Below are 21,302 nucleotides of genomic sequence, written 5' to 3'. Positions count from 1 at the left end.
TGCCAAACCTGTTTCAAGTCGTTGGCAGCGTGGTGGTGTTGGCCAGGGGGGAAGTCATGTTCAGGCTGGTCACGTTCTGCGCTTCCGGCACAAAAGCAGCCTCCCCTCCCATAACGTTGGCATTTAAAGGCGCCAGGCTTTGCACCAGCTGTTGGAAATGCTGCTCTATCCGCGCTGAACCCTGGTTGGTCTCGGGCACCCGGAGTCGGGCTGTCCCGCTCTTTTTATCCCCGGCTGGCATCAGGCTGGCAGCCAGGCGCTGGCCACTGATGATCTTGCCTTCCGGTGTCTCCGGCCCAAACCGGTTAACTCCGGGCCCGGCCAGCGTCCGGTTGCGCCCCGTTACCCAGCCTGTGGGGTCACTGGTGTAACGCCGCCCTCTGAAGTAGATGCTATCCAGTGCCGACAGGCTAATCACCGCCAGTTCCGAGCCCTGGTGGGGGATCACTACGAAGGTATCATTCAGGCCGGTACTGCCCGGGTTATCCACCGTCGTCTGGTTCAGGTTGCTGCCACCGGTTTTGCGGCGCAGGTTGAACTGCACCTCCTCCGGCTCGAGGTCAGTGAGGTAGAGCCGGGTGCTTTTCTTACCCTCCAGTGACCTCAGGTTGCTTCTGGAGCCTGACGACAGGATAACAGTATGTTGTCCCTGGCTGTCAGTGACGGTGGCATTCCGTGATGACCGGATGTCGTAAATGTCATCGCCAGCATCACCATTAAGTTCCACCGGAGTTCGGTTGATGGTTTTCCGGGTGTTTGCCTGGCCGCCTTTCTGGCCTGGGTCTCCCAGCAGGAACAGGTCATTGCCGTTATGGCCATAGACCTTGCGGATCGCTTTTTCCGGGGCGATATAAAGAATGTTATTCAGGCCGTTGCCGTCAATCCGGGGGCTGGCTGCCTTCGCCCCGTCAAATAACCGGGGCACCGATGGTGCCAGCCGTTCGGCCAGCTCCATCATTTTAATCCGTTCGTTGGCCTGCTCACCGGCAAACACAAAGCCATCAAAAGGCATGGCCTTAGACAAAGTCGTCACGATTGAGGGGCTGAGCCGCTCAAAAGCCAGTATCCGGTCATCAATGGCACCCAGGTGAAACCGATAGTCACCGGATTCCAGCGCCCAGTTATCGTCACGGGCAACCAGTTTCAGTGATGACAGGGAGAAGGGAAAGACTTTGTACCTTTGCTGCATGGCCTGGCTATCCCGGCTGGACAGCAACACGTCCAGGCTGGCTTTGTTGGTTCGGTTTAACTGTCCCTTGCGGACGAGGTTCTGGCCGCGCCATACGGTAACGGTCAGCCTATGGCTGGTGCTTTCAAAAACAAACCGGAGTTCCCTGATGTCCACATCGTAAAACACACTGTAAACCGGCTGTCTGGCTGACGTAGCCGGGCTCTCCAGGGCCAGCACCGGGTAAGGGCTGGCTTTATCGATCACCTGCCCATAGTCGTCCAGCTGTTCCTTGCCCATCACCGGAAAACCAACGGTGTTGTTCCAATGGGCCAGGTATTTTGCCTTGCCCTGCCTGGCAGGCCCTTCAAGAACCGTAAACTCATGCCCCCCTATGGTTTGCGTCTGGTTTGTGCTCCGGGCGGGGGAGAGGCAGTTGTGGCAACCCCGGCCATCGTCAAAGTCGAGGTTATAGTAGCCTGAAGCGGGCTTGCCCCCTTCCTTGCTGAGCTGACGCACCCGGACGCTGCCCCGGGCAAAGCGATACCCCTCGACCGTCATGCTGGTCGTGCCATTGACCGCCCCGCTGACCGGTTGCACGGTTAGTTTCAGGGTGTCAGCCTGTTTCTTCGGCACCAGCTGGAAGCCAGGCGCCACATCAATGAACAAGGGTCTGTCCGGGGTGGCAGGTACAGGCGCTGAAGGTAGTGTGCCGGTGCCGGCCGCCAGTGGCGGCATATAAATACCTTGGTTGGCCTGAACCTCTGCTTGTAACTGGTCAAGCGTAAAGCGAGCGTCGTTGAACTGAATGCCTGTGGGTTTTGGGAGGGGGGCCAGCGGTGCCGTCCAGACCTGCTTGATCCGCAAAACACCTTTAGGATCAAAACGATCAAGGATCAGAAGGTCATTCTCGTGACGCAGAAGGGTGCTTTGAAACGCCGGGGCATGAATAAGGATGCGCTGAGACTGGCCATTGTTATCCCCGGGGGGCGTTGCAGCAGGCTGCATTTCCAGCTTAATGATCACCTGCGCGCAATAAGTCAGGTCACTGAACTTCACCGAAAAGGAGTCATTGCCGCCCTTGCCGTCAAAGTAAAGGGTCAGGTCATGGGGGCGGTCCGGGTTTGCGCTGAACCGCCTGGCGCCTTTGCCCCTGTCGAAGTAAAGGGTATCCAGCAAAAAGTCCGATACGGTTAACCGGTCATCCCCGGCGCTGCCATAGACCCGGAGCGCATGGCCGTCACTGCTCACCTCGATGTTCGACAAACGGCCAAGACCTTGTTCATAAGGGCCGGACCAGCCGGCTGACTTGTGTACAGGTATTGCCCGGTGGCTATCAATAAAAAATACCTTGTGTTTTTTACGGTTGAAACATAAAGCCCCGGCTCGTTCAGGCAGGCCTGACCGGCTGCCGGCGTTCAGGCTGCCAACCAGCACCAGCTCCTCGTCCCCGTGGTTTTTAGGTCCCAGGAATAACCGGTTATCCCGCGTGTCATACCAGGCCTGGCGGTATACCCTGCCTGTCTGCCCCCCGGGTACAAACTCAATCTCCAGCAGGGGCTGTTTCGGAAATTCTCTATAGGGGGGCGTCATGCCAGACGACAGCCGGTCCGATACTCTTCCGGACAGTCGCTGCCAGACCTCTTTGTGTCTATCCGAGGAATAATCACCGGTCAGGCTGAAATAAGCGGCCTGCTGCTGTTCCGGAGAGTGCCGGTCATTGATGAAAGTCAGGCCGGACAGCGTCCTGTTGCCATCGGCCAGGGTGAATAGATAGTGTTCACTGCTCGCCTCCCACTGCTGCCTGACGTTATTCCAGAAGTAGTCCGCTTCCGGGTTGTTATTACCGTCCTCACAGGGCACGGAAACCTCCGGACGAAACACCTCGGGCAGCAGGTTAGGGACAACCGGGTTCTGGCGGCAATAGGGGTGGCCTGCCGGTGCCCCCGATACCGGGTTCATGTAAAACCGGTAGGGAAGGCTGTCGCCCTCGCCCTTCAGGGCCATCAGGGAGTTGCCGTTGTCCCCCCCGATTCTGAAGGAGTCGCTGGCATTGGCCGCAAACAGCCGGTTTTCGGAGCGAAGGAACCAGAAATCCATCTGTGTTAAAAAAGCGGGCAGGGGTTTACCCTTCGGTGGGTGAACCAGCGGCAGCCTGAGCAGGTCAGGGGCCTCTTCCCCAAAATCCAGCGCAAACTGTTCGCAAACGCGCCTGACGGCTTGTTTAAGATCCGCGAGAAATGCCGAAGCCTGCTGGCGGTTCCGGTTTTCCGGGGCGATCATGTCCTTGCCAAAATGACGGTCATACAGCCCGCCAACAATGACCCCCATATCCAGGTCGGTCAGGTCGATGGTCGAATCTTTGGGCAGCTGATAGTATTCCCGGGAGATGTTCGCGGTCGGCGCGTTGAACCGAACGGGCTGGCCCTTGTCGGTATAACCGTAATGCCAGCCATCGAACCGGTAAGCTTCCAGGGGAAGCTCGCCCAGCCTGGTACCGCTCAACAGGGCTTCATTGGGGATCATCAGTATATAGCCGTTGAGGGTATAGGCCAGAATGCCGTTCTTGAGGGACTTGATATCCAGGAAACCGCCCTTGCCACCCCTGGCGTCAAGGTCATCATGACCAAACGTGAGAAGATTCAGATTGCTCAACGGCGTTACCAGAAGATTCCCCCGGTCTGCCGGGGGCCGGTCTATCGTGGCATAATAAAGAGCCCCCGAGGCGCTGTTGTGCATCACATAGTAGACGGCGTTCCCTTTTCTGAAGCTATGCACCGGCGAGTGGTCCTTGATGACCGGGCCGGTCAGCTCCGGGGTTAGCCTCAGGTAGACGCCCCCCCAGCCGGTAATCAAAACGCAGTCCGTTGTGACCGACTGGCGCAGGCTAATACTGTCCTTAGCGAAAAGCCGGTACTGTTTTAATGCGTCAATATACTTCAGGCCAACCACTTCCCGGCCACTGGCGCTGTCTTTCAGGCATTTGGCTTCAAACTGACCTTTGTCGTAAAAATCAATGGAACTGACCAGGTACGTCATCATGACGTTGTTTTTCTTATCGTAAAAACCACTGCGGAGCAGGTGGCTGGCATTGTCTGTGTCGACGATATTCACCGGCAAAAATCTCGTGACGAAGTCACTGGCACTGACTTGCGTCAACGCTTCCTGATAGTTGACCAGCGTCGTACTGATAAAAGCGGGGGTGTGTTTAAATTGCCTTTCAGCCTGCCCCGACTCTGTTTTCAGGCCATCAAGGGCAAACCAGACTCCGGCGCGGGTCATTACCATCAACTGCTTTTCCGGGGCGTTGTCCGGGTCATCAGTGACTTTATAGCCCGCTATCTCATAAGGAAACGTATGAGGGGTTGTATAAAAATCACTCATGTCTCCCACTCGCTGCCCAAAATTGAACCGTTTTATTTTCAATGGCGTCAGGGCTGAGGCCGGATCGAAATACAGCCGCCTGAGTTGACGGTTGTAGAAATAGTACCCCGTTTCCGGGGCCCCCATAATGGGAATCACATGCCCCGGCTCAACACCTTCTGGCCGACAGAGTGTGATCTCAACAGTGTTGCTGCGGTCATACCAGAGCTGGAAACGCTCCCACTTATGCTCCCCGCCCGGGGCGAATGAAGTAAGTCCATGATACACCTCGCTGCCGTCCGCCCGTACCTCCTTCGTCGGCCTGTTTTGCCAGGCGGGCTTCCCGGGTTTCCACTGCAAAATAACCGGCACGAACCGGTCAGGGAAAAGATACCTGGTACTGCCTTTCGGGGCGGGTTTGAGCCGGAAAGCGTAACTGTATTCATTACGGTTAAATGCCGCCTCAATCTTTGCGAAATACCGGACTCGTTGTGCCGACTCCTGAATTGGCCGTTTCGAGATAAAATAGAGCAGCTCTATTGGTGCTTTCTTGTGAAGGGGAGTGACCTTAAAGCCCGCGTGATCATCAACGATCATGACCTTGTAATGGTTTTTTTCTTCCTCGCTGAGGGCGTCTTTCGGTAGATCAAAATAAACGCTGGCGCCACCCAGCTTAAAAGTAAACCCATCGTCGGTTCGTGAAAAACCGCAATGCTTCCCTTCATACAAATTGTAATATCGATTAATACACCGAACCTCACGATCCCCATGGTAATACAGGCTAAACGAAGCCGACCTGGCATTCTCCAGGTTCTTCAGGTTAATAGACCAGTTGTCCTTGATGATCAGCCGGTAACTATTCTTGCTGTTGTCAGGTACGTTAACGGTGTACAGAAGCCCCCTTCCGGTATTGCTCGGCTCCCGAATTTTTGGCGGGAATATAATGTCATGGTCTTCGTAGTCCAGATTCAAAAGCACGTCCGTGTGCCTGGACTCTTCCCTGACAAGCCGTTGAATCATATACCCCTTCTCAACCGTATCCGACTGGCTGTTTCCTTTTGGGTTATCACCCTTGACCGTTTCTGTGTCGTAATACTTAATCCTTGCCCCGGAATTGTGGATCGCATCGAAAAAGCGCCGGCTACCTGAGTCGGGAATGGTTCTGGCATCATCAAACTCCGTATATTCCCCTCCGAAGTCCCAGTCCAGCCGGGCCGGCATAATAACGGTGCCTATTTTATCGGGCATAATGCCGGTGACATTGAAAATACCGTCCGTACACTGATAAAACGACAGTCGTCTGCCCGCCTTGCAATCACTCTTCACATAGCTATAGATAACATCCGTGAAATCACCCAGCGGGAACAGCACCGCAGACACCTTCGTACCTCTTTTTTTTATTTCAAAGTGCTGGTGCCTGAAAAACATTCGGCCATAATCAAGCTGTTTTCCCTGAAGGTCAATTTTCTTTAAGCCCACAGAGAACGTCTGGTTCGTGGCCGGATTGAAGTAGAAATCAGCGGTTTCACCGTGGGCCTCTGGAATCAGGCCTTCCTGGTTCAGAAAGTCATAAATGTTGTTGTTAATCTCAAACTGGTCACTATCGAACTCATCCTTTATTTTTTTAAAGATACGATCGACGACGGTTGGGCCCAGGGGATAAAGTGCCCCTTTTAACTCATCGTTGACCCATCCATAATCGCTTTTGTTCGGATTGGCAAGAATTTTCCTGACCGCCTCAAGGGCCCTGGTTTTGTTCTCCTCACTGATGGGGAAAAAGCTGTCCGGGTTCAGCTCCCGGTATATGTCATTGAACTTTTCTACGGCTTGCCTGGCCACCTGCAACTTCCGCTGTATCTCAATTTCTTTCATCTTGTCGGCGAAGAACGCCTCCGCAATCAGCATCCCCAGGAAAACCGCTACCGCGACGGCCGCCCCCACCGGTCCGGAGGCCACTAAAGAGAACAGGGTGGCCGCCAGCCCTACGCTCTCGACAATCAGTCTTGACCGGTATAAATCCTTAATCTCGTCGTCTTCTATCTGGGAGTATTCGTAAGCCGTTAACCCGGTGCTGAACGCCATCAATCCAACACCGGCCGCCCCGACGGCCTTTCCGGCAAACCTGACCGCCTTCACGGCTTTGCCATAGCGGGTTAGCCGGGTGGCTGTCGACAATGACTTGGCCGAACCCGCGCCACCGGGGGAAACCCGTTTCACCACTTTTGTTTCACTGGGCAGGATCCGGCTAATTGGGCGGCTGTCCTTAACCAGGCCAACCACCTGGCCCACCAGTTCCGTCGCCTGGGTGGCCGCCATCCCCATATTCACGTAACTGTGCATCACCAGGGCGCGGTATAGGGAGTCCGACATTCCCTCGGTTTTTGAGATCTGCTCAAGGAACTTTCCCCGCTGAATGACGATCATCAGCATCTGGAAACTGTCAACCAGGGACAGGGCTTCAGAAACATAACCGCTGGTTCGGGTAGGTTTAAACAGCTTTTTCAGTTTATGCCGGAATCCGGGGGCCTTGACCTTCTGGTTTTGACGGTCCAGGTAGGTTTTCAACTCTGCGGGCGCCGCACTCGCAAATTGCAGGGTTCTTGTCGCCTTTGTATTCTCCCGAATGAAATCCATGGACCACTGGTCATCCGTTTTTGTTAACGTGGACAGCAACGGCGTGTAATCAGGGCCCAGGTGGGCATTAACCTCGGCAGAACCCAGCCAGTCAGAAAAATTCCGGGCCAGGCGCTCAAACTGCAGCTGCCGGTCAATATCGGCGTTGACCGACCTGGATTGCGGTGGATGCGAGGCAAGCGCATCATGCTGCCAGTAGCGGCGAAGCGTCTTACCGTGCCCCTGCCACCCATGGGGGTCGAAGGCAGTAAAGCCGGTCCCGGCCCGTGCCGCTAAAGCCGATGACAGGGTATTCACCCTCTGGCTGTCGCTGACCGCCACCAGGTCCTGTAACCGGCTGCCCGGAAAGGCTTCACGGATGGACTGCGCAGAAGAGGAAACCAGCGCGTCCAGCTGGCCCACCCGGCCATCGGCCACCACGTCCCCGACGCATTGGGCGCCAAGGCCGGCAGCGAACGATTCGGGGCTGCCCACCAGGCTGACCCGGCTGACACTGCCGCCCCGGACCAGGGGAACCACGAGTCCATCGGCTGAGACCAGTACGCTTTTGCCGGGAATAAACTGAAAGGCCTCAGCGCGGCTGTCGGGCTTGCTGGCCAGTTCTTTAGCCGACGCAAAGGACGCCTCGTCCAGGGCAATGATGCTGTGTTTTCCTAGAGACGGCTTCAGGGCTGCCTGCGCCACTCTACGACGGTAGTCTTTTATTTCCTGCTGAAGTTTAGACAGGGCGCTGCCTTCCGGGGCATCGACCAGGGCAATGTCCTTTTGCTGGCCATCGAGAACGATCTGGGTTTTATCATCGGACAGCAGCTTGAGGGAATCGGCGAAGGGTTCGGGGTCATTACGGCAGGAAGCGGTTGAGGCGGAGCGTCTTTTTCGGGTGGAGGGGGCAAACCTGCATAAGTCAGAACTTTGTGACACATAGCTGAATGGTTCATTGTATCGAGCCTTAATAATATCCGCGTCTTCAAAGCTGCCCGCTACCACTTCGATTTGTCCGTTAGCAATTCTCTTTTTTAAATTTTTAAGCGGCAGAGCCATCATTGTTCTTTTGTTGATATTACGACCTTTGCTGTACTCTTTTTGAATTCTCGTGAACATGACGCCAGCGTCGAGGCCAAAATATTTTTTTACTTTACTAAGCCAGGCATTGGCAGACGATGACGTCATGGTCTCATTGAGCACCCACTGTATGCCTTCAGCATACTCTGGATTACCCAACGCAATAATCTTGCCACTGAAATCTTCTTTCCCGGCTGCGAGGACAATGGCCTCAACGGTAGCGGGAATAAGAATGTTTCCCTTGTGAAGGTGGCCATACAGTGCGGCTGAATCAAAATGGTATGATGGTCTGTGCGCAAGGCTCAGATGGATTATTTCATCAGTGCGTTTTTTTCCGATGACTTCTTTTTTCAATGCTGAATGGCCAGGCCTTATTTTTGATAACAGCTTGCCATCAACCAGCCTGGTTTCAACAATACTGTCACCGGGCTTTCGTAAAATTATTTCAGTATAAAAGCGATCTTTTTCACCACTTACATTAAAAGCGTATCTGCCACCTAAAAAGCTATCGATAAAAGCCTGTTTGTTATTAGTTACTACGACCCCGGCAGAAATCCCTTTCTTTTCAAGAGCACGTAATAAAGAACCGCCAAAGGTACTTCCAAGGGCTTCCTGTGAGGCGGAGTCCAATTTTGGATCAATGAGGTGGGAGAACTTCTCGACGGAACAAGCGTCAATTCTTACTTTCTTGACCCTTCCGCCACTGGGGACGACTTTGGCGATAATGTCTGCAATTCCACTGGCGTCAAAATCACCAACCTTCAAATAATTCCCATGAGCTTTCACATTAATTTTTGAATTTTCAGTTACTGCTCGTTGCTTCCCTGCCAATTTAATAAGGCGCTGCTGATTCTTATCCCATAACACTAAAGAAGACTGGCCAGGGTTACGCTGAAATAACAGAATGCCTCCGCGTATGATTTCAGGTTGATTGCCAGCAATAATAATCACCTTGTGATCATAAGGGGTGGCGTCTGCAGTAGCAATATCATAGGCATGATTAACACCATGGATTCCCCCCTTTAAGCGGTCTGGTTCATAAATAAAGGGCGTACCAGGATTGAGGGTATTCTTCATAGCGTAGCTGTAAAATAAACGCTCAATACTTCGTCGGCCTAATACGTCACCATAAGGGTCAATAGGTGGCAAGAATCCCCTTTCGTCGAGTTTATCAATCGCGGTAAGCGCTTCGTCAATGTATTCTTTTTCCTGATCAGCAGTCAGTCCACTACCACCGATAGATAACCTCAAGAGCTGTCGAATGCGATTTTTGGCGTCACGCAAATCTTTTAATGGCATGTCCTCATAGGGCTTCGTCTTAAAGAACAAAACCGCTTCATGCAGAACATTAGTCACTGTGAATGTATTACGGTGAGCTGCCAAAAAATAGAAATCTCCTTCGTTGCCTCCCCCTGAACCGGCCATCAAAATGTCTTCATCACCCATCATCAGAGTTCCCAAAGGCTCAAACCACTGACTCTCCGGCGCTTTCTCCGATGCCCTGATAATCGATTCCGCACGAGAACCGTAACCATAATCCCTGAGTTTTGAAAGATAATCCTCATCTAACGGTGTATCCGTAGTAATAAAATCGCTCTTAAGCCTTTGTAGCAGTGCTTGAAGTCTGGCTTTCTTTTCAAGTTCATGGAACCCTTTCTCTATATCTTCTTTCTGGACAACCAAGCTGGAATGATCACCAAACATTTTCCTGAACAAAGCAAATGTATCTTCATCGCTAATTTCAGAAAAAACATCACTGTTTATTTTCGGGAAAGTATTGATGTCAACAACAAGGCCACCGTGTTTATCCAATAGCAATAATTGCATTACTCTCTGGGCAGTTGTGAAGTCAGCGTAATTGTAAGCCGCATCAATATATAATTTCTTTTCATCCACAGTAAAAAAGGGAAATTGAGACCCTGAGTCTTCAATATCAACCCCATTCTTTTTAAGGGTGTCGTAAATACTTTGTTGCGCTTTAATAATATCATCTAATTCATTTTTACTTTTTCCATGATTGGAAATCAGCCATCCTTTCACCGCATCTGCCCGTGTTTTACCGCCGGGTTTAACTTTACGATTGATACTTTTTGCCATTTGTCGCTGATGATTTCTGAGGATGTCCAAATCAAAGCCTATAGAATCTGGTAGCTTCTCGGCCCAGTCATCATTTCCTATGGGCGTCCCTTGTCCTCTGATTTGTTTTTTCATATCATCGATTTCGAGCAACTCGCTGGCCATTTCTTTCAGTACGAGACGGTCAAAATAACTGTTCCCGTCCTTCCATAATTTGATACTCCAGTCCGGGTTGGCCTTCGCCCAGGTTTCAATCCTCAAGGCCTGAGCCCTGGTCAGCTCACCGATGACGACAAAATGTATTGTCTTTTGCAGCGGATTCTTTTGAGCGGCTGGAACATTTGGCATGACTTATTACCTGCGTTTCACTTTAGCTGACTGAACTGCTAGTACATGTTCATTTTTGTATATCTACGTCATTCCATTTGACCAGAAAACTAATGCTGTAATGGCAACCGCCACACAACAAAGATTTACAGGGCTTATCTGTCGGATCAATCAGCAAAAGAATGTCTGAAATAAAAAATATGTCAGTGGTAGTATGGTTACTAGAGTTGCAAGTAGGTTCATGAGTATAAACTGTATTTGCACGGCAAGAGTCTTGCCGATAGATTATTTTTTCGTAAAAAACTGTTTATTGCCGCCTTCTGACCCTTCTAAAAGCATCAGAGCATCGACATTCCGCAAGCTTTTTAAGTCCCGTTTAATTTTGAAACTTGCCTTTTCAAATCGTCAAGCGGGACTTAAGGTGCCTGCGACCGTCAGGTTCCCATACTCGTGACCTGTGGTGATACCAGGCTGGGGCTGGGAGTGATGGTGGCAGTGGCAAGGGTGGCCGTATTCTCACCGGCCTCCGCACCCGCAGCAAATACTCCCATGTCCTGAACCAGACGGTTTAGCTGTTGCTGAAACAGTGCCTCGCCCTTCATGGCCTCGGAACTCTGCCGGTAGACAATCAGGCTTTTGAGCTTTTCCCTGACGCTTTCTAATCCTCTGCTGGCCGGTGTGGCAGGCAGTGGCTCTGTAGCGTTTGCGGGTCCACTGTAACGGCTGCCACCGACAGATGCTGTGGGGGCTACCATTGATGTGACGGTTTGGGTTGGCTGGATGGTTGCGGCAGGTGGGGTGTAGGCACCAAGCCAGCTTTGAAAATCCCTGACAGAGCTGCCATCGGGAAAATGAATGCTTCCCTTGCCGTTGATATTCACCCTGGCAAATAGCTGGTCTGGCTTACCCACTTCTCTCAGAAAAACCTCTGTTGCCTGACTGGGGGATGTTACCGGCTGGTACTTATTACCTGTTTTGGTAACGAGTACAGGTTCAATCTGATCAGCGCTTAATTCCCTGATAAACAGCGTCCACTGTTTCATTGCCAGCATATCAACTCTGGAAAAGCGGGAAATACAAACGGTATCTTCTCCGGGGGAGTCTTCTACCTTGACTCTTAACTGATCCGGCAGATGCAGTATATCGTCACCAGGTCCGGCATTGATGCTAATACGCTGGTTTTTCAAAAAAGAATGGATGTTTCTGTTAAGTCCTGACCTGGTTTTATATTGCCAGTTCTTTGCTTCATCCCGGGCGATTTGAATAAAGTCATCACCTGCTTTTCCATTCACTGTTATTCTGGAAGTTCTGTAACTCACAGTGACATGAATAACGTTATTCAGGGCATTGCCTGAGAAAGAGGTGTCGCTGTTTGCTTCCTGCTGCCTCGCCACCCTGGTCAGTGGTTGCTGTGACAGGTGGTTTCTGATCGCTGAGGTTGCTTTTAATCCGTCCTCAAAGTAAACACCGTCGTACATTCCCAGGCTTTTTGCCATCAACAGGTCTGCCATTTGTTTTTCAGGAATAAACCCTTTTGCTGACAACGGTGACAGGCCGACGCCTATACCCTTCTCAGGCCCGAGATAGAAAGGAAATCCGCTGGCAGTGGAGTGCGTAGAACGAAGTACCCACTGATCAAAGGTATAGGGCATTGCCAGGTAACGTGATGAACCGGTCACGTTGCCCCCGACCTTTTCCGCCAGCGTCAGGCTCAGGCTGTCGGCACTGCGTCTTCCTTTAACTTTGTGGATTAAATCTTTCTGGTTGAGGATATGCCAATGACCGCGACTTCCATGCTTCATAACGGACAGCTGTTCCGCCTTGAGGTTATAAAGCACCGGATCAGGCAGTTGGGGAACAGCATTGTGACCCTCAGGGGTGAATTCTTTGATAAAGGTATTTTCGGTAGTCACCAGCCAGGTGGGATCACTGTGACCGAGCGCAAACTGATCTGTTGTTTTCAGCGGCCAGCCTTTAAGAACCGGGTTCCAGGCAAAAAACACCGCCGCAGGCATACTGGTAAGTGCCGTCTTTTGCTTCCCGGACTCGTCGGCGATACGTATAACCGGCTTATAGACCTGTGAGCCGGGTGCGTTGGAGGTAACCCCGGTGTACTTTGCCTCCAGGCCTTCATAACTGCGCTGATGAAAAATAAGCCATTCACTGTCGTTTTTATCCGTTCCCGGGCTTTTTGGTTCAACGGGTTTCCTGAGTTGCTCTGTGGAGATAAAGCGATACACCAGGCCGTTTTCTGAGATGGGGTTCATTTCATATTGCTGATCCTTGATGGACTTCAGGGTAGTGCGTAGAAATGGAAGGTTCTGTTTTATTTTCGACGTTATGCCACCCGGCATGTAAATGGGGATATTGTCGTGGCCTCGCGTGATCCAGAAATTACCAGCTTTGGCAGCCAGCTTATCCTTGTCCAGAATGTTAATATTTTTTGTTTTTTCCCCACTCCGGAATTTAAGATGCCAGCCATCGATAGTATTGCTTTCACGAAAGTCTTTTAAATAATACCTGTCAGGTACGGATAGCTTGAGTGGGAGACCCTGGCTGGCAGTCAGGGGCGTTTTTGGACTAACCCGGGTAATATCGATGGGTAATTGCCAGGAGGCGTCGGGCTGCCTCAGGGTCTGCTTAAGTAATTGGTTCAGGGATATGTTCAGGCCAGTGAACGTCAACAGCAGTTTTCCAGCCGGGAAAGTGTACGGGTTGTTTTGGCTGTCCCTGACACTCATGGGATGATGGGCAGGAAAAAACAGGCTGTGCCCGGTGGGGTGGTGAAAAAGCTGCAAGGCTTCGCTGCCAATGGAGGCAGAGAATTCATTGGCCCACAGTTCTGTTGTTACCACAGACTCTGATGATGCGGGAGCAAAGTCATGAGCCTTTTCCCTCACTCTGTTATCAATAATGATTGACTGATAATGCCTGATCATTGCTCCACTGACTGGATAGTTATCACTTCCGCCTCCACCATTGAGGTGCAGGGTGCTATCAGCCAGGGGTTGCCCCAGTCGTATGTCCGGAAACCGGTCGTTGTCCGGTCGTCCGCTGATAGCCAGAGAATTACTGCCATTCTCGCTGGTGATGCCGTCGTAGGGACCCAGTGTCTGAAGGGTGCTGTTTTCCCGTTTGAACAGTAACCGGGACGAAGTGGAATAAAACCAGTCAACACGGTTGCCTTGCGTGGGGGTGCTCCCCAGAAATGCTACCTTTTGCGGGTTTTTAAAAACATAGAGACCCTCGGGCGCAACTTTTGAGGCGGCTGTATGGTACCAGAGCTGGTATCCGGGTATGTTCTGTGCGTGGCTTAACGTCAGTTCCTCCGGCAGTTCCGTGCCTTCCTCCCTGATAATTTCACTGAGTTGTGCCTTCACGATGCCGTTGACCTTTGCCTTTAAAGACGCCCCGGTGGCCTGTTGCAGGTCGAAAGACTGTAAGCCCTTGTTGATATCCATCGTGAGCAGCACTCTCCGGTGCTTTTCCTGCTGGTAGATATTGTCGCTATAATCCAGTCCATAGACTGCTCCATCCTTCAGGTAGATATTTTTGTAGTCATAACGATAGGGGGAGTACGCAGCCAGCTTCTCACAATTTTTGTATTCGTCGGTTATCTTGCATTTCGCCGAGAGCACCTCTTTGGTGTCAATATCAAAGGCGTAGAGAGTATTTGACGGTGCATCAAAGCCTATAAGGCTGATAGTGCTTTTGGTCGCATAAACAAAGCCGGGCTCAACAATATACCAGCTACTAATATCGTGAGGGTTTTTGGCGTGTTTTTTCGGTACATAACCGTGAACCGGCACAATAGGGGGAACCTTCATGACCGGTCTTTCAGACTGATTAATATAGGGGGTCAGTATCTGTTGGATCAGGTCATTTATAGTCGTCTTAATATCTCCTTGCGAATAGTTAACTCCCCTGACCCACAAATCATGACCGCTGCCCCCCAGATTGACTGACGGGTACCTTTGCCCCGTGGAACCCAGTAGCGGATCAAGAACGCTTTGGTTAACTCCGAAAATCACTGAATCACTCAAAGTGAAAAGAATTTCGCTACCGAAAGGGCTTAAAGCGGCATTGATGATCCTTCTACGCTGGTGATTAAACATCGCTGTGGTAGAAAACTCAGTCGCTTGTAGTTTATGAATAGGTTGATTATTGTGACTGGACGAAAGGCTGCCTGTATCCACAACATAAAAAGCGGAGGCCAGTTGGCTTTTTTGGAAAAACAGGTATCGGTCACCCTGTGTATCACGTTTTACATTTATTAATTCAAGCGTCTTTCCATCCATACCCGGGCGACGAGTGTAAAATGCACTGTAAAGCTTATCATTCATGCTGTCTGAAGATCTTTGATTGACAGCGTTATCAATGAAAAACGCCTTCTTTGCAGCAAACGGATTCCAGATGATCACCCTGCCATTTCCGGAGTTTGCCCGGGCATCAAAAAAGCCTTTTGAAATTGATTCGTTATCGCTGAGGCGCTTGATAATATGAGCTGAAGTTGGCAGACCTTGCGAGAACTGTTTCATTTCATTGGCAGAATCTACATAGTTCGCATTAACCCAGATGGCACGAGAGGGTTCTATAACAGGTACAGAGCGGCTTTCTCCATCCGGTTTGCGAATTTTTTCAAGATGGTAAGTGACACGCTGACTGCTTTGTAAGGAAAACTGAAATCGATCAGAGCCTGATCCAACACTGGAAGTAAACTGTGCTGGAATTTCAGTCATGTGTCCATTGGTCTGATCCAGAGGCTGTCTGTAATACAGCTTTTTCTGTGAATGACTAAAAAACAAATAACCCTGGCTCGGCGTGCCTGCCATAGGGGTAATATCTGTGGGAAGGGCAATGCCTTCAGTACCACCCTCCACAGGAATAAGCTCTCCCCTCACAAGGGTGTCGGTGTATCGTCCGGTGAATGAAATATACGTTAGTTTCTCAGGTTCTACATCCAGCCAGCGATGGCTGGATAATTCATGGAACCTTCGGGGCTTGTTCAAAGCGTAAGCGTCAGGGAGTGGTCTTTTATAAGCCCACCACAAATCCGTGCGGGAACGGTAACTTAGCTGAAACGCATCTTTAACCTCTGGATAATAAACCTTAAAACGACCCGCTTTGGCATCAAGGATATAGTGGGGATAACGGTATTTATCAACAACGACAACCGGATAAGGGTTAGAGGAAGAAGCATTAAACCCCTTAAACTGCATGACACATTCTGAGTCTGTCGTGTGCTTTCTTTTCCCCTGAAGGGTAATCAGGCCACCCTCTGGTTTCTCGTCCGAAGCGATAAATGGAAGAAAATCTTTAATGGTGTATGAATGACGACGGTCATCAATCGTCCACTGCTCATTTCCCGTCTGGTGAAAGTCCGCCTTTGAGAAGTGAGTCAATGAAACCGTATAGAAATTGCCTCCCTGACCATAGAAACTGTAACTCATGGCAGGGTCATCAGGCGTAATGAACGTCTGATTATAATGACCTGCCGTTATATTGATGTGTTGCGTCTCTGAAAAGTTAATAATGTTCCTGTCGGAAAGGTCCTTCAGAATAAAAGCGGATGCTTCTTGCGTATTGCCATGTTCATACTCACAGGAAGCACCGGAGACATCCCCGCCGCCCGGGCCGTCTCCTTTCTTCCGTGGATAGAACGTAAACGTGAAATCCTTGTTAACGTTGTTGGTGAGTCCATCCCTTGAAGCCTGCATTAGAAGCTCCCACCCCTTGCCATCCGAACGGCCAAAGCCCCAGCTGGTTGCGTCAGATACTGGAACGCTTGAGCCCCACCAGCGCTTCAGGTTCCAGTTTTTTCCAGAGGGAAGAATGACAGTTTCTATATTTTCTTCTGGCCATTCAAAATTGTTCTGAATAAACCGGGATACTGCCGGGTGCGCCAGCAGGTTGAATGTAGCCGATTTAATAAAAAGACCATCCTCACCTTTGCAACCGTAAAAACTTACCCGCCTTCTGTAAGCTTCGCCGGATGCATCACCATTCAGATAAACGCTTCCACTGGGGCTTTTAATCTTGTGGATATTTATTTCTCCGAACTCTACTTGCTTTTGACTAAAGTCAATCGCTTTAATCGGAGTCAGGAAAAGCCTTTGCTTAACGACATCCTTCAATATCTCAACATCGATATAAGTACCGGTATTGGAACAGAAAGACCTACCCATGCAAGGCTTTTCGGAACGTTTATATACTCTTTCGTATTGGCCCGTACCCTCCTTAACCGTTATGTCTGTTGTCAGTAAATTCCATTTTTTGGCCTCGCCATCCCAGGCGCCTTTCAAGGTCAGGTCATCGTATACCATTTGCCAGAAGGCCATATTGTTCTCAAATTTTTGCCTCATTTCCTCTTTGAAATGCAGGCCAATGGTTATGATGGTAACAGTGAATGTGATCGGGAGTGCGGCAACCCCCATTGCTGAACCGACGGCAGCTGCACTGGTGGAACTTATCAATCCGACAGTCGTTGCAGCACTGGCTCCCAAACTAATCAGCACTGGCACGGTCTGTGCCAGATCCAGTCCCAGAATAATGCCCGCGTTTTCACGACAGCGCTTTGTCTCACAGGCTGACAAGGCCATTATGTCCAGAGTCACCATGCCGGCACTGATCGCCAGATTGATAACAGGGCCAGATAGCCTCATTGCGCGGCTCCCCAGGGTGGAGACTGCTTTTCCACTGGATGCTGCAGAAGCCGATGCTCTGTAATGCTTGTCTATAAAAGTGGCCATTCTTTCACCCAGGCTGACCACGCTTTTTCCTTTTTTAATGGCGCTGACGTATTTACCCATTGTCAACAAGGCGTCGACTGTTGCTATATGCTCATTAATCATCCCATAGATAATCTGGGCTTCCAGTATACGTCGCTGAAAGTCTGAACCTGCCCGGGGGGCAGTCTGGTCTGACTGTAAAGCTTCATTCCTGAACATCTGATAGACCAGTGAGCCAAGCGTCATGGCTACACCCACTCCATCTCCGATAGCATCCATTGTGCCGATTGGGTTTTTCGTTACTTCCTGCAATGACTGTCTGCTGAGGCTGATTTTTTCGTTGATAAACTTCAAAGAGGCAAGAAGGTCAGGATCGGAAATATCCAACCTTTTTGTGCTGATACGAGAAGTCTTATCGTTGACAGAGTAAAATTTCAGCTTCCATTTTTTTCCTTTTTGTTCGAGGGAATCCAGTCGAGGTATAAGGTCTGTCGACAAACTATTTTTTGACAGGGTTCTGGACAGGCCCGCGGCGGCAGACTCGATATGGAACCTGATGACCATGCTGTTGGCACTGCTCCTGACAATGGGTTGACTGAATATTTGTTTCTCCATTGCCAGCAGTGAAGTTCTGGTGCTTTTCAAAGTCGAGAGAGGCATTGACCGGGTATCAATGCCCATGGACGGGTTCTCTACTACCCCGTACCTGTTGGAGATGATCATGTCATCAGCAAGACTTGCTATTCTTATCGGGTCTGATGGAGTGACAGTGTGCTGTGGGTCGATCATCTGTAGCTGCATGCTACCATCCGTTAAAGCCTGAAGTGCAGACAGGTTGATCGCACTAAACTCTGTCGTGACCGACTGGAGTGACATTCCATTTTTTACGACACCTATCGTCAGGCGACCGACCCGTTCATTGGCAATAAAGTCAGTCACGGTGCGGGCGAGGTCACGGGATTTGAATGAGTCAGGGCTGCCCAGCAGGGTCAGGGAGTTGCCAGCCCCTCCTTCAACCTTGAGGAAAACAGCGTTACTGCTATCTAACAGAACCCGCCGCTGGGGGTTGAGCTGCAGGGCTTTGCCTGGTTTGTCCGACTGTGTCACAAGCCTTTTGGCCTGGAGCATGGATTCTGCATCCAGGGCAATGAAGTTGTGGTAGTTATGGCGGTTATTAACTTTTGAATCAGCCAGTTCTGTTTTTAATTCCCGTACTGCTTGCTGAAAGGCCAATAACGTTGGTTTGCCTGACGGATCGAGCAACAGGATATCCTTCTTCCCTTCTCCGGAAACCACGATGCTGGTCTGGTCATCGGACAATAATTTCAGGGAGGACTTTTCCTCATCGAAATTCAATCGGCAACTTTCTCCCGTCAGGCTTCGCCTTGGTCGGCACAATTCATGTGCTGGAACATCAGGAAGGTAAATTCTGGCAAAACCATCCGGGTATCGCTGTTTGATAACAGAGGCATCTTCAAGTGATGTTGGATCTAGCTTGATAAATGAAAAGGCACCTTCAGCTACCTTGTTTCGAAAGCGGCTATAGACACTTTGTGAATCAGGAATAGCGACCATTGTATCTTCAACTGAAGATAACAGGTCAGGATGGGTTTTTCTTATCCATGATTCCCATTCGCTGTATTTTTTAAAGTCATGTGTTGATGATAAAACTTCAATAATTTGGTTGTATTTCGTTTTGTCTGGCTCTGCAATAACAATGGTTGATCGTTTGTTAAGTGACTCAAGAGTTCCTATTTGTATTGCGTTTTTAATGTCAGAATTCATCAGAATATTATGGCTGGTAATATCTGATGATGTTTCATGGCTGATGATGGATTTTTGACCAAAAATGCTGGTTAACTCATTCTGATCAAACAGTTCAGGCCGGGTTTGTATGTCTGGAGGGAGGCTTTCCTTAACTGTATAGGAAACGCTGTTATCGTCATTGAGAGAATAGACATAACGAGTATCTTTGCGTTTTCTGGATACGACTTCAATTCTGTCTGGACGATTTTCGTCGGTAAAAAATATTCTATTGCCAAGAAGGTTTGTATCGATAGGAACCTGAGATGCAGTTAAGTCATGGGTAAGTATGTCGATACCTTTTAAACGCCTGAGCAACTTGGCGACAAATATATCACTGTTAGCTGGAATGACTCCGGTTTTTAAACCTCTGTGACTTTTATCAGCCAGACTACAGCCGCGAAGAGCAATTCTTTTGACTTTGGCTCCCTCGGGCATTAACTTGCGAAATAGTGAAACCAGTTTTGGCATGATGGGTCTTTCAAATCCATCATTACTTCCATGCCCAACTAATATAATTCTTGTTTTATCATCAGGTTTGAATTTTTTTCCATGAACCAGAAGTAATTCGTTAGACTCAATGTTATATTGAAAAAGATTACTTTTATTAATCGGAACGTTTGAATACTCCACATAAGATTCAGTATAAATCCAGGGATCATCATCCAGAGATATTATAATCTGGCTGTCATAATTCTGTCCTCTTACATACCTGGCTGGTGGTTCTACTCTGGCGACAAGAGTCTGGTCGGAAGGTGGGTATACATGATTCTGGCTAAATAGCCTCTCTGGTTCACCAAGATTTGCGCCATCATAATATTTTCTTATTACACTGTCGCCAAACACGTCTCCATAACGGTTAAGTTCAGGAGCTACATTTAAAAGATCAAGACTATAATAGGCTTTAACAGCCCATTTAACTTTAACGGGATCAGGCTTTTTCGGAGCATCCTGGATGCTGTCGTCTTCACTATCTGACAGGCTGTCCTCATCAAGAAGTCCGGAAAATATATTTCTATTTAATAATTTAAGGTCGTGAAGTTTGTTTAATTCAAAATCAAAGATTTGATAATAAAATTTATTTTCTTTAAAGCTATTTTGGTATTCCTCAACGGCTTGCAGGTGATAACTGTGAATTCCAGGCAGTAGATCTGATCCTTGTGCTGCGCCTAATATGGCTACTTTGGTTGAGGTTGGTGTCGATGATGAAGATTCTATGGATTCTAAAATGATACTATCTTTGTATTTTAATTGCCTGGTACCAAGTTTTTTAAAAAAATTTTCAGGGTTTAAGTTGTTTATTTTTTCTTTAAGCGCTAAATAATCACTATTATAGTTGGTTTCCTCAACCTTTAAGATGTTGGAATCACCTATGTCATTTTGAACGTTTCCTAATTCTTTTTCTCTTTTAAGTACTAACTCAAGAGCTGCCTTTTTAAATAACAGTTGAATTTCTTCAGGCATTTTTTTCTTCTGGGCTTCACTGAGTGGTTCAAAGTTAAACTCCGGTAAAACACCTGAGTTAATGTAAAATCCACCCTTTTTTAATGCATCTAATCCAATGATAAGTTCGGACAGGGGATAAGCATTCCCGTAGTGAAAGTCATGATAAGTTTTTCCTATACTTCTGTCTCCTTTAAACAGTTCAGGGTTGAATTTATTTTGATCTATGCTGATGTCTTGGATTTTTATGTTTGTAACAGATTTAAGATCGCTGTAGATAGATTCCTGTTCTTTCAATATGTTTTTAAAATTGTCTCCAATATCAATTGATCTGGTCTTAAGTAATACTCTGATGGCTGAATCGTTCAGGCCATCTGTACCCGTTCCGGCTCGCCTTAAGGGGTTAGCCGATAGTGACTTATATTCAAGCTTGACTTTCTCTGCAAAATCTTTAAGTGTAAGTCCAACCGGGGATGATTGAGGATGCCCAAATTCACGTTGCGCGACATAATTGAACATTTCACGAAAAAGATACTGACTATTTACAGCTTCTCTGTCACGCCAGACATTAATAATATAATCAGGATGAGTTTTTGCCCATACCCTGATGTAGTTTGCCTGTTGCTCAGTCAAGGGTTTGCTGTTTACAAAATTAATTTTCTTTGGGATGTTTACAGATGGCATTTTGAAACTCTCAT

At 49.1% G+C, this 21,302-nt stretch carries 2 protein-coding genes; both read right to left on the bottom strand.

The annotated features are described in order from the left end of the window. Positions 1-13: 13 nt before the first annotated feature. On the bottom strand, positions 14-10,651 hold the full coding sequence (locus tag NX720_RS16715) for a TcdA/TcdB catalytic glycosyltransferase domain-containing protein (RefSeq protein WP_262596052.1): 10,638 nt from the start codon (positions 10,649-10,651) through the stop codon (positions 14-16). 413 nt (positions 10,652-11,064) lie between these two features. Then, positions 11,065-21,288 (bottom strand): C80 family cysteine peptidase, encoded by a 10,224-nt coding sequence (locus tag NX720_RS16710; protein WP_262596051.1) that lies wholly within the window; start codon positions 21,286-21,288, stop codon positions 11,065-11,067. Positions 21,289-21,302 lie beyond the last annotated feature (14 nt).

The sequence above is a fragment of the Endozoicomonas euniceicola genome (assembly GCF_025562755.1).
In the GTDB taxonomy this organism is placed as follows: domain Bacteria; phylum Pseudomonadota; class Gammaproteobacteria; order Pseudomonadales; family Endozoicomonadaceae; genus Endozoicomonas_A; species Endozoicomonas_A euniceicola.
The sequence above is the reverse complement of the archived record's forward strand: the minus strand, read 5'-3'. Positions and strand labels throughout refer to the sequence as shown.

What these genes read in the sequence shown, in the direction of transcription:
- NX720_RS16715 (WP_262596052.1), bottom strand. Translation starts at nt 10,651, where the DNA reads ATGCCAAATGTTCCAGCCGCTCAAAAGAATCCGCTGCAAAAGACAATA.
- NX720_RS16710 (WP_262596051.1), bottom strand. Translation starts at nt 21,288, where the DNA reads ATGCCATCTGTAAACATCCCAAAGAAAATTAATTTTGTAAACAGCAAA.